This is a genomic window from Paenibacillus sp. HJGM_3, from assembly GCF_045062745.1.
Lineage (GTDB): Bacteria > Bacillota > Bacilli > Paenibacillales > NBRC-103111 > Paenibacillus_AA.
On record NZ_JBJGED010000011.1, the window covers coordinates 187,758 to 198,473 of the forward strand.

At 57.2% G+C, this 10,716-nt stretch carries 9 protein-coding genes; all 9 read right to left on the minus strand.

What is annotated here, in order from left to right:
- Positions 1-21: 21 nt before the first annotated feature.
- Positions 22-1,275 (minus strand): M16 family metallopeptidase, encoded by a 1,254-nt coding sequence (locus ACI5FR_RS14690; protein WP_405455418.1) that lies wholly within the window; start codon positions 1,273-1,275, stop codon positions 22-24.
- A gap of 52 nt (positions 1,276-1,327) precedes the next feature.
- Positions 1,328-2,395, minus strand: a complete 1,068-nt coding sequence (locus ACI5FR_RS14695) for a polysaccharide deacetylase family protein (protein WP_405455421.1) — start codon at positions 2,393-2,395, stop codon at positions 1,328-1,330.
- A 204-nt stretch (positions 2,396-2,599) separates the two neighbouring features.
- Positions 2,600-4,705 carry a polyribonucleotide nucleotidyltransferase gene (gene pnp, locus ACI5FR_RS14700; protein ID WP_405455423.1) on the minus strand — a complete coding sequence of 702 codons (2,106 nt, stop codon included), beginning with the start codon at positions 4,703-4,705 and terminating at the stop codon, positions 2,600-2,602.
- A 144-nt stretch (positions 4,706-4,849) separates the two neighbouring features.
- Complete coding sequence (gene rpsO / locus ACI5FR_RS14705) at positions 4,850-5,119, minus strand: 30S ribosomal protein S15 (RefSeq protein WP_405455425.1); 270 nt, start codon at positions 5,117-5,119, stop codon at positions 4,850-4,852.
- A 155-nt stretch (positions 5,120-5,274) separates the two neighbouring features.
- On the minus strand, positions 5,275-6,222 hold the full coding sequence (locus ACI5FR_RS14710; RefSeq protein ID WP_405455428.1) for a bifunctional riboflavin kinase/FAD synthetase: 948 nt from the start codon (positions 6,220-6,222) through the stop codon (positions 5,275-5,277).
- A gap of 38 nt (positions 6,223-6,260) precedes the next feature.
- Positions 6,261-7,196 carry a tRNA pseudouridine(55) synthase TruB gene (gene truB, locus ACI5FR_RS14715; RefSeq protein WP_405455430.1) on the minus strand — a complete coding sequence of 312 codons (936 nt, stop codon included), beginning with the start codon at positions 7,194-7,196 and terminating at the stop codon, positions 6,261-6,263.
- Positions 7,193-8,191 (minus strand): DHH family phosphoesterase, encoded by a 999-nt coding sequence (locus ACI5FR_RS14720; protein WP_405455432.1) that lies wholly within the window; start codon positions 8,189-8,191, stop codon positions 7,193-7,195. Before ACI5FR_RS14720 ends, truB begins: the two co-directional genes overlap by 4 nt.
- Entirely contained in the window at positions 8,188-8,544 is a 357-nt protein-coding gene (gene rbfA / locus ACI5FR_RS14725) for a 30S ribosome-binding factor RbfA (RefSeq protein WP_405455434.1), read from the minus strand. Before rbfA ends, ACI5FR_RS14720 begins: the two co-directional genes overlap by 4 nt.
- Before the next feature lie 9 nt (positions 8,545-8,553).
- A partial coding sequence (gene infB, locus ACI5FR_RS14730) for a translation initiation factor IF-2 (RefSeq protein WP_405455436.1) occupies positions 8,554-10,716 on the minus strand: 2,163 nt, incomplete at its 5' end.

The following is a 10,716-nucleotide window of genomic DNA, read 5'->3' on the forward strand; positions in this document are numbered from 1 at the left end:
ACTTGCACTACATCAAGCGTATCAGAGGACAAGCGGATCCCTCCTGAACGACTGAATCGCCTGGTCCGACTTGCCGACCATCGAGAGCGAGAACGCGTGCGAGAACAGCTTGCCCGCCAGCTCTTTCAGGTCGTCCAGCGTCACCGCATCGATCCGGTGCAAAATTTCATCCATTGTGTAGTGCTTGCCTAGCATCAGCTCGTTCTTGCCGAGCCGGTTCATTCGGCTGCTCGTGCTCTCCAGGCTGAGGATGAAGCTGCCCTTCAGCTGCTCCTTGCCCTTCTTCAACTCCGGCTCGCTCAAGCTATGGTCCGCCAAGCCTCGCAGCAGCTCCATCGTCACGTCCAGCACTTCGGACGTCTGCTTGGGCGCCGTACCCATATAAATCGTGAACATCCCGCTGTCCAAATGCGCCGTATGATAGGAATAGACCGAATAGGCCAGACCTCGCTTCTCGCGAATCTCTTGGAACAACCGGGAGCTCATGCCTCCGCCGATCACATTGTTCAGCAGAATCATCGGATACAGTAGCGGATCGCTCAGCGAACAGCCGGGTAACGCCAGGCAAATGTGGTTCTGCTCGGTATCCTTCTTATGAAAGATCGATTCGCTGGAGTAGAGCGGCTCGGCTACTGCCTGCTCGGAGCCCGCGTTCGAGAACGAGCCGAAATGCTTCTCCAGCAGCTCGACGACGGAATCGTCGATGTTGCCCGCTAACGCGATGACCGTATTGTCTATGCGATAATGCCCTTTCATATATTCGCGCAGCGTATCGGAGTTCATGGCTTCCAAATTCGCTTGCGTCCCTAGAATGGAGTAAGCAAGCGGATGGTCCTGGTAGGCGGCTCTCGCAATCAGATCGTGCACGAGATCGTCCGGCGTATCGTCGTACATCGAGATTTCTTCCAGGATGACGTTACGCTCCTTCTCCAGCTCCGCCGGATCCATCAAGGAATGGAAGAACATATCGGCCAGCACGTCCACGGCGATCGGCAGATGCTCATCGAGTACCTTCGCATAGTAGCATGTGTATTCCTTCGAGGTGAAGGCGTTCACGTTGCCCCCGATGCCGTCGAACGTCTCGGCGATTTCTTTGGCCGTAAAGCGCGCCGTACCTTTGAAAAGCATATGCTCAATGAAATGAGAGATCCCGTTATTCGTCACGTTCTCATTGCGCGATCCTGTTTTGACCCAAATACCGAATGATACGGAACGGCAAGTCGGAATCTTCTCCAGAATCACCCGCAACCCATTTTGCAATTGAAGCTTGTTCAACCGGGACACCCCCTCACAATGTAAATCTTCACCAAACAATGCTTTCAATATATCAAAATTTTATCGGCTCCTCAACCGAAGGAATGCGCTCCGGGGAAATAAGCTCCGAAACGGTGCCCAGAACAAGCCCTTTTTTCTTAATGCTCTCGATCAGACTGTTCAGCGCTCCGCTCGAGGAAGCCGTTGGATGCATCAAGATCGTCGCGCCCGGCTCCAGTCTCGGCGTCAGCCGCCGAAGAATCGTGTCCGCGCCCGGATTTTTCCAATCCACCGTATCGAGCGTCCATAGAATCGTATGTAGTCCAAGCTCATGCGCCACCTTGACCGTCTGGTCGTTGTAGTCGCCGGAGGGAGGGGCGAATAGATGATTTTTGACCCCCATCTTCTCAAGGAGTGCTTGCGTTTTTGCGATCTCGTCCACGTTTTGCTGGCGGCTGATTTGACTCATGTTTTTATGAGAGTAAGCATGATTGGAGAGCTCGTGGCCTTTGGAAGCGATCATCTTCGCCAGGTCTTCATTCTTGCTCAGCCAGGACCCGTCCAGGAAAAACGTCGCCTTCACCTGTTGTCGCTCCAAAACATCCAACATCGGACTTAAAAATTCGTTCCCCCACGCTACATTGATCATGAGCGCCACCATCGGCTTCTCCGGATTGCCCTTATAGATCGGCTGCGCGCCCAGGTCCTCCAATCGAACCGACGGCGGAATGGGCTTGTAAATGAGCGGATACGCCTCCGCCTTCGCCGCAGACAATTGGATCGCATTCCGCCATGTAGCATCAATATCGACCTCTTGGCCATTCAGGGCGGGAACCGCTTTCCACACTTTATCCAGCTTCGCGTCGATCGGCGGCTTCTTCATCTGCTCAGCCAATTGCTGAATCCGCTCATAGAGCTTGGCGTGAGTCTCGGCCATCGTCTTGCTCTCTCCGGGCACATTCGGAACGCCGTGAGCCGCCTGTGACAGCTCTCCGATCGAATCCGGCACCTGCATGTATTGATACGCAATCGTTTCCTTCTGTTTGGCTGAAGTGATAAACGCCGACAGGTTGTCCGACCGGTACAACCCCCAAGTGAGTAACATGACGGCCGCGCCGGCGATCGCCCATTTACGTAACATACCTTGTGCCTCCACTTTTTGTCCGATCTTGGTCCGACCGGATTTGATCCTTGTCCGGCATTCTAGTCCATCCTATGACAAGCCTTTCTCTATTATGCCAAGGCAACGCGGATTTTAGTAAGCAGAGAACCTCAAAAGCCGACATTTCATGAAAAAAAGAGTCAGACAGGTCTGGCTCTTTGTTCATTATGCGATATGCGGTTGTTAAGCTTTCTCGGCAGCGGCGGCGGGCTGAAGGGTCGCCTTGCGCGACAGGTTGACCCGGCCTTGATTGTCGATCTCCGTCACCTTGACCGTGATCTGGTCGCCCAGCTTCAGGACGTCTTCCACCTTCGCTACACGCTCGGTCGAGATTTGCGAGATGTGCACGAGCCCTTCCTTGCCTGGCAAAATCTCGACGAAGGCGCCGAACTTCTCGATGCGCTTGACCGTCCCCAGGTAAGTTTCGCCTACTACGACTTCTCTTACGATGCCTTCGATGATCGAACGGGCTTTCTCGTTCATCGCTTCATTCGAGGAGGCGATGAAGACGCGGCCGTCTTGCTCGATATCGATCTTCACGCCGGTTTCTTCGATAATCTTGTTGATGATCTTCCCGCCGGCGCCGATAACTTCACGGATTTTGTCCGGATTGATCTGCATCGTGAGGATCTTCGGCGCGAATGGAGACAGACTCGTCCGCGGGGCTTGGATCGTTTCGAGCATTTTGCCCAAAATAAACATGCGGCCTTCCTTCGCCTGCGCGAGCGATTGCTGCAAAATATCCCGATTGATCCCATCGATCTTGATGTCCATCTGAATCGCCGTCACGCCTTCGGCGGTACCCGCGACCTTGAAGTCCATGTCGCCCAGGTGGTCTTCCATCCCCTGGATGTCGGACAAGATCGAGAAATGGTCCCCGTCCTTGATGAGCCCCATCGCAATGCCGGCTACTGGCGCTTTGATCGGCACGCCGGCATCCATCATCGCGAGCGTGCTGGCGCAGATGCTCGCTTGGGACGTGGAGCCGTTCGACTCGAGTACTTCCGACACGAGACGAATCGTATATGGGAATTCCGCTTCGGACGGAATGACCTTCGACAGCGCGCGCTCACCGAGTGCCCCGTGACCGATCTCGCGACGTCCGGGCGCGCGGAGCGGCCGCGCTTCCCCTACGCTGAACGGAGGGAAGTTGTAATGATGCATGAACCGCTTCGTGTCTTCCAGGTCAAGCCCGTCCAGGATTTGCACGTCGCCGAGAGCGCCGAGCGTACAGACGCTGAGCGCTTGCGTCTGACCGCGCGTGAACAGGCCTGAGCCATGCGTACGCGGCAGGAGCGCGGTGTCGCATTCGATCGGGCGGATCTCGCTCAAAGCCCGGCCGTCCGGCCGCACCTTGTCGTGCGTAATGAGGCGTCGCACTTCTTCCTTTACGATATCGTACAGCACTTCCTTGACGTCCTTGATCTTGTCCGGCTCTTCGACATAGATCGGCGTAAAGTGCTCGACGGCATCGGCGTTGACGGCGTCGATCGCATCTTGGCGCGCATGCTTCTCCGGGATACGGATCGCTTCGACGAGACGAGCTTGCGCATACTCCCGAACGGCCGCATTCACGCCGGCATCGACCGCATGCAGCTTCACTTCCATCTTCGGCTTGCCCGCTTCTTGCGCGAACTGTTCCTGCAGGGCAACGATATGACGGATCGCGTCGTGACCGAACATGATCGCTTCGAGAATAACGTCCTCGGACACTTCATTCGCTTCGGCCTCGACCATCATGATAGCGTCCTTCGTCCCGGCCACGACGAGATATACATCGCTCTTCTCTTCTTGCTCCGGCGTAGGGTTAATGATGAACTGGCCGTCGATTCGGCCCACGATTACGCCGCCTACCGGTCCATCGAACGGAACGTCGGATATGGTAAGGGCTGCCGAGGTGCCGATCATGGCGGCGATATCCGGCGGGCAGGTCTGATCCACGCTCATGACCATGGCGACGATCTGAACATCGTTCCGGAACCCTTCAGGGAATAGCGGGCGAATCGGACGGTCGGTCAAGCGGCTGGACAATATCGCCTTCTCGCTCGGACGCCCTTCGCGTTTGATAAATCCGCCGGGAATTTTCCCGACCGAATATAAGCGTTCTTCATAGTTTACCGTCAACGGGAAAAAATCCAAGTCCTTCGGCTCCGAAGACGCGGTCACCGTACACAGCACGACCGTATCGCCGTAACGTACTAAGACGGCACCATTGGCTTGTTTGGCAAGTCGGCCCGTCTCGAGCGTCAGCGGCCGTCCTCCCAAATCCATGTGCACTTTCTTCTCCATAAATGCCCTCCAAATTCTAAATGTCCATCTCACTCTTATTCTTCATCTTCAACAGTATTTCCTTCTTTATGTAAAACATTATTTTCCTTCGAAAAAAAACAACCTGCAGCCGAAGGCCGACACGGTTGTTTTCTCCGAAATTCCTTAGCGACGCAAGCCGAGACGCTCGATCAAAGCGCTGTAACGGCTAACCTCTTTGTTCTTCAAGTAAGCGAGCAGCTTACGGCGTTGTCCAACCATCTTGAGCAAACCGCGGCGCGAGTGGTGGTCTTTCTTATGCGTCCGCAGGTGATCCGTCAAGTTCACGATATTCTCCGTCAAGATTGCGATCTGTACTTCGGGAGAACCGGTATCGTTCTCATGCACCTTGTACTCGGCAATCAGCTGGTTTTTGCGTTCTTGGGTCAATGCCATCCAAGTCACCTCCTATTCCAATTAAATCGCCATCAGCCGAGAAGCCGTCGGTGAGATCGTGCTTCCAAGCTAAGGTTCCGCCATGCCAGATTCGGCAGGCAACGAAAATCAGTATAGCACATTCCCGCCGCGCTTGTAAATGACAGCAGGTTGAACTACGTAAGCCGGAGCAAAATGCCTTTTGCCGTCTCTACGTCCAGGTGGATTTGAGCAACGAGCTCATCGATCGAGCCGAACTTCCGCTCCGGCCGAATATAGGAAACGAGCTCCACGAGCAGCTTCGCCCCGTAGATCATTTGATTGAAGTCGAAAATGTGGACCTCGAACGTCCTAACGAGCGATCCGTCGGAGAATGTAGGCTTCGTGCCTAGGTTCATAACACCGCCGTACCGTACGCCGTCAAGATTCACCTGTACCGCATATACTCCATTGACCGGAATGACATAGGCTCCGTTCAATTGCAAGTTCGCAGTAGGAAATCCGATCGTCCGGCCTCTCGCATCGCCATGGATGACCGTTCCGCTCAGCTGATAGTGGCGTCCTAGCAGTTGGCGCGCATGGTCGACGTGCCCGTCCTCGAGGCATCGTCGGATGAGCGTGCTGCTCACCTTCTCCCCGTCCAGATGAAACGGGCGTACGACTTCGACGACAAACTGTCCCTTGGCCCACTCGCACAACGTATCCGCGTTGCCGCGCGCCTGATGGCCGAAAGCAAAATCGAAGCCTACCACGACCGTATCGAGGCCAAGCGGTAGCAGCATTTCGGTCACAAACTGCTCGGCCGTCACTTGCGAGAAAGCAAGATTGAAATGAACGAGGTAGACATAATCGATGCCCAGCTCCCGGAATGCATCCAGCTTGTCCTCAAGCGGCGACAAATAATGGGTATAGCGGCCCTGACCGAGCACCTCGCGGGGATGCGGATGAAACGTCATAACGGAGACCGGCACCCGGCGCTGCTTGGCCGTCTCCACCGCCTTGCGAATCACTTCCCGATGCCCCAGATGAACTCCGTCAAAATCGCCGATCGCCATCACTTGGCCCGCTTCCGGACCGGCTGCACGCGAGAGCGAGAGCGGATACGATAATTCGATCACTTGCATGGCAGTACGTTCCCCTTTTATGTTCCTGCAGCTTGCCGCTACACGAATACTTTCTCCGGACGCAGCCGCTGCTGTTCCGGGTCTTGGCGGAAAAGGCCGAGAAACCGGCCCTCCGGGTCGTACAAGCGCGCTAACCCGTCCACATCACGTCCATGAGCGGGCAGCGATTTGCCCTGGGAGGCGTGGAGCGCTTCCGTAGACGACACGACAACCTTCGGCAAATGCGCTAGCGCCTGATCCGAAGGGATAAGGTGCTCGTCCAATCGGCCTTCCCGGTACAGCTGCTCAATACGCTCAAGCGTCAAGCATCGGTCAAGCCCAATCATCCCGGTCGACGTCCGTACGAGCCGGCTCATCACGGAGGGATACCCAAGGGCACGGCCGATATCGACACAGAGTGTGCGGATGTACGTGCCCTTCGAGCATTGTACCCGAATCCGAACGGTCGGGTACGGCTGATCCAGCTTCGCTTCCAGCAGTTCCAGCTCATAGATGCGTACAAGGCGCGGCTTGCGCTCGACTTCCTGGCCTTGCCGGGCCAGCTCGTACAATCGCTTGCCGTCCACGCGCACGGCCGAATACATCGGCGGCACTTGCTCGATTTCGCCCAAGAATCCGTCCAGAACGCGCTGCAGGGTCGGGAGCTCGAGTTCCACCCGCTCCGCCCGGTTCGTTTCCTGGCCGGTCCAATCTTCCGTATCCGTCGAATAGCCGATCGTCAGCTCCGCTTCATATTCCTTAGGAAGCTCTTGAATGTATTCCACGATTCGGGTCGCGCGCCCCAGACAGAGCGGCAGCACCCCCGTCACCTGAGGGTCCAGGGTGCCGGTATGCCCGATTCGCTTCATTCCGAGAATGCGGCGGACTTTCGCGACGACGTCATGCGACGTGAATCCAGGCGGCTTGTGGACGGGCAATACGCCCTCCAGCTCAACCGGCCGTTTCGGCTGCGTCAGGCTCTTGGCGTCGCTCATCCCAGTGCCCGTCCTACGGCCGCTACGACTTGCTCCACCGCTTGCTCCAGAGTGCCCTCGATCGTGCAGCCGGAAGCCTTCACATGGCCCCCGCCGCCGAACGATTTCGCGACCTGGGCGACATCCACGTTCCCGTTCGAGCGGAAGCTGACTTTTACTTTGGCGTCGTCCACCTGCTTGAACAACAGCCCCACCTGAACGCCTTCAATGTTGCGCGGGTACTGGATCAACCCTTCCAAATCATCCGGCGTCGCGTTGGTGGTGCTGATTACCTCGGTGGAAAGCGCAATCCAACTCACTTTATGGTCGTAGGCAAACGAAAGTGTCCCGAGCGCCTTCTGCAGGACGGCGATATGCGTACGGGTGATTTTCTCCAGCAGTGCTTCCGCCAGCTGATACCCTTGCACGCCATACTCGAGCAAATCCGCGGCGATGCGCATAACGCGAGGCGACGTATTGGAGTAGCGGAATCCGCCCGTATCCGTCAGGAGTCCGGTATAGATGCAATCCGCCAGCTCCCTCTCCATCGGCACGCCTAGTTGCTCCGCCAACTCGAAGAGCACCTCCGCCGTAGCGGCCGCATCCTCGCGAATGAGCTGTGCGTCGCCGAAACAATCGTTCGTCGGGTGGTGATCTATGTTAAGGAGCGGTACGTTCGGTGCAACCCGTTCCCGTACCCGGCCCATCCGGGCTTCATCCGCGCAGTCGACGCTGATAATGGCCTGGATCGGTGGATCGCTCGGCAGCTCCGTCAGCCGGATGAGCCGATCGAAGCCCCACATGTAAGCGAATTTGTCCGGTATCGCGTCCTCGTTGACCAATGTAAAGGTTTTGCCCAGCCGGTCGAGCAGCCAGCCCATCGCAAAGGTGGAGCTGGCGGCATCGCCATCGGGGTTCACATGCGACACGACCAAAAAGTGGTCGTGGTTCTCGATAAAACAGCGGGCTTCCGCCAATTGCTCTGCATAGCCGCGTACGCCGACTCGGGCACTCATTGGTCCGCATTCCTTTCATTCAACTGCGTGAGCAATTGATCGATGCGGCTGCCATACTCGATCGACGCATCGAACTGGAACAGCAGCTCCGGCGTCTTGCGCAGCCGAATCCGCTTGCCGAGCTCGGAACGGATGAAGCCGGTCGCCTTCGCTAACGCGCTTAGCGTCGCTTCCTTCTGCTGATCCGTGCCGAGCACGCTCAGGAATACTTTCGCCTGGGAGAGGTCGTTCGTCACTTCCACTCCGGTCACGGTAATGAAGCCGACCCGCGGATCTTTCAATTCCGCTTGCAGGATGACGCTCAGCTCTTTCTTAATTTGCTCACCAACTCGACCTACTCGAATCCTCGCCATAGGTTAGGATCACCTCTCTACGGTTTCCATCACGTATGCTTCTATGATGTCCCCTTCTTTGAGATCGTTGAATTTGACGATGGAAATCCCGCACTCGTAGCCGGTGGATACTTCCTTCACATCGTCCTTGAACCGCTTCAGGGAATCGATCTTCCCGTCCGTCACGACAACGTTGTCGCGAATGACACGAACGTCGGCGTTACGCGTAATTTTGCCGTCCGTGATCATGCAGCCGGCGATCGTGCCGATTTTGCTGATCTTGAAGATGTTGCGGACTTCGGCGTGGCCGATCACGACTTCCTTGAAGATCGGATCGAGCATACCCTTCATCGCCTGTTCGATCTCCTCGATCGCGCTGTAGATAACGCGATGCAGACGGATGTCGACTTTCTCCTGCTCGGCCGTCGTAAGGGCCGCCGTCTCCGGACGCACGTTGAAGCCGATGATGATCGCGTTCGAAGCCGAAGCGAGAATAATATCGGATTCGGTGATCGCGCCTACGCCGGTATGCAGAATGCGCACGCGGACGCCTTCGACCTCGATCTTCTCGAGCGAGCCGCGGAGTGCTTCGACGGAACCTTGTACGTCACCCTTGATAATCACATTCAGGTCTTTAATTTCTCCGTCCTTGATGTGCTTATACAAGTCATCCAGCGTAACGCGGCTGTTTGCGCCCATCTCGGACAGACGCTGTGTCGACGTGCGGCGCTCCGAAATCGCTCTAGCCTTGCGCTCGTCCTCGAACACCAGGAACGGATCGCCCGCCTGAGGCACCTCGGTCAACCCCGTAATCTCGACCGGCGTCGATGGACCTGCTTCCTTGAGACGGCGTCCCTTGTCGTTCACCATCGCCCGGACCCGGCCGAAGCTCACGCCCGCGACGAACGCGTCGCCGACCTTAAGCGTCCCGTGCTGAATCAGCACGCGAGCGACCGGACCGCGGCCTTTGTCGAGCTCCGCCTCGAGGACGGTCCCTCTGGCGCGCTTGTCGGGGTTCGCCTTCAGCTCTTGCACTTCGGCTACGAGCAAAATCGTCTCAAGCAGCTCTTCCAGTCCGATGCGCTGCTTCGCCGATACGTTCGCGAAGATCGTCTCCCCGCCCCACTCTTCCGGCACGAGCTCGTACTTCGTCAGCTCTTGCTTGATTTTCTCCGGATCGGCGCCCGGCTTGTCGATCTTGTTCACCGCAACGATGATCGGCACGTTGGCCGCCTTCGCGTGGCTGATCGCTTCGACCGTCTGCGGCATAACGCCGTCGTCGGCCGCCACGACGAGAATCGTGATATCCGTCACCTGCGCGCCGCGCGCCCGCATCGTCGTGAACGCTTCGTGGCCCGGCGTATCGAGGAACGTAATCTTCTTGCCCTTCGCTTCGACCTGATAAGCGCCGATATGCTGCGTGATGCCGCCCGCTTCGCCTTCGGTCACGTTCGTGTGACGGATGGCGTCGAGGAGCGTCGTCTTCCCGTGGTCGACGTGACCCATGATCGTCACGACCGGCGCGCGTTCGATCAGATCTTCGGCTTCGTCCTTCTCTTCGATCGTCTCGAAATTGTCTTCCTCGACCGGAAGCTTCAGTTCGACTTCCACCTTGAATTCATCGGCGATCAGCTGAATCGTATCCAGATCGAGCTCTTGGTTGATCGTCGCCATGACGCCCATGAGCAGCAGCTTCTTAATGACCTCGGAGGCATCCTTGTGCAGCGCTTTGCAGAGCTCGCCTACGGTCATCGTCCCGCGGACGATAATTTTCTTAGGCGTGTTGTCGATCTTCTCCTTACGCACCGGTTCCGGCTGTCTGCCTCTTTGGTTCCGGTTGTTGCCTCTGGAGCCGGAGCGGTCATCGAACCGTTTCTGGTTCGGCTTCGTCTTCTTCGCGGTCAGCGCGCGGCCGGATTCGTCGAGCTCCTCGTTCCCGGTCGGGATCAAAGTCGGACGGCCGGAGCCGGTACGATAATTCGAACTGTTGTTTCGCGAGCGATCGGTACGTTCGTTGCGAGTAGGCGTCGCTGCCGGTGCGGGTGCGCGTCCGGCGCCGCCTTGGCCGCCTTGGCCTTGCGGACGCGAACCTTGGTAGCCGCCTCCGCCTCCTTGACCTTGCGGACGCGAACCTTGGTAGCCGCCGCCTCCGCCTTGGCCTTGCGGACGCGAACCTTGGTAGCCGCCGCCTCC

What these genes read in the sequence shown, in the direction of transcription:
- ACI5FR_RS14695 (WP_405455421.1), bottom strand. Translation starts at nt 2,395, where the DNA reads ATGTTACGTAAATGGGCGATCGCCGGCGCGGCCGTCATGTTACTCACT.
- pnp (WP_405455423.1), bottom strand. Translation starts at nt 4,705, where the DNA reads ATGGAGAAGAAAGTGCACATGGATTTGGGAGGACGGCCGCTGACGCTC.
- rpsO (WP_405455425.1), bottom strand. Translation starts at nt 5,119, where the DNA reads ATGGCATTGACCCAAGAACGCAAAAACCAGCTGATTGCCGAGTACAAG.
- ACI5FR_RS14710 (WP_405455428.1), bottom strand. Translation starts at nt 6,222, where the DNA reads ATGCAAGTGATCGAATTATCGTATCCGCTCTCGCTCTCGCGTGCAGCC.
- truB (WP_405455430.1), bottom strand. Translation starts at nt 7,196, where the DNA reads ATGAGCGACGCCAAGAGCCTGACGCAGCCGAAACGGCCGGTTGAGCTG.
- ACI5FR_RS14720 (WP_405455432.1), bottom strand. Translation starts at nt 8,191, where the DNA reads ATGAGTGCCCGAGTCGGCGTACGCGGCTATGCAGAGCAATTGGCGGAA.
- rbfA (WP_405455434.1), bottom strand. Translation starts at nt 8,544, where the DNA reads ATGGCGAGGATTCGAGTAGGTCGAGTTGGTGAGCAAATTAAGAAAGAG.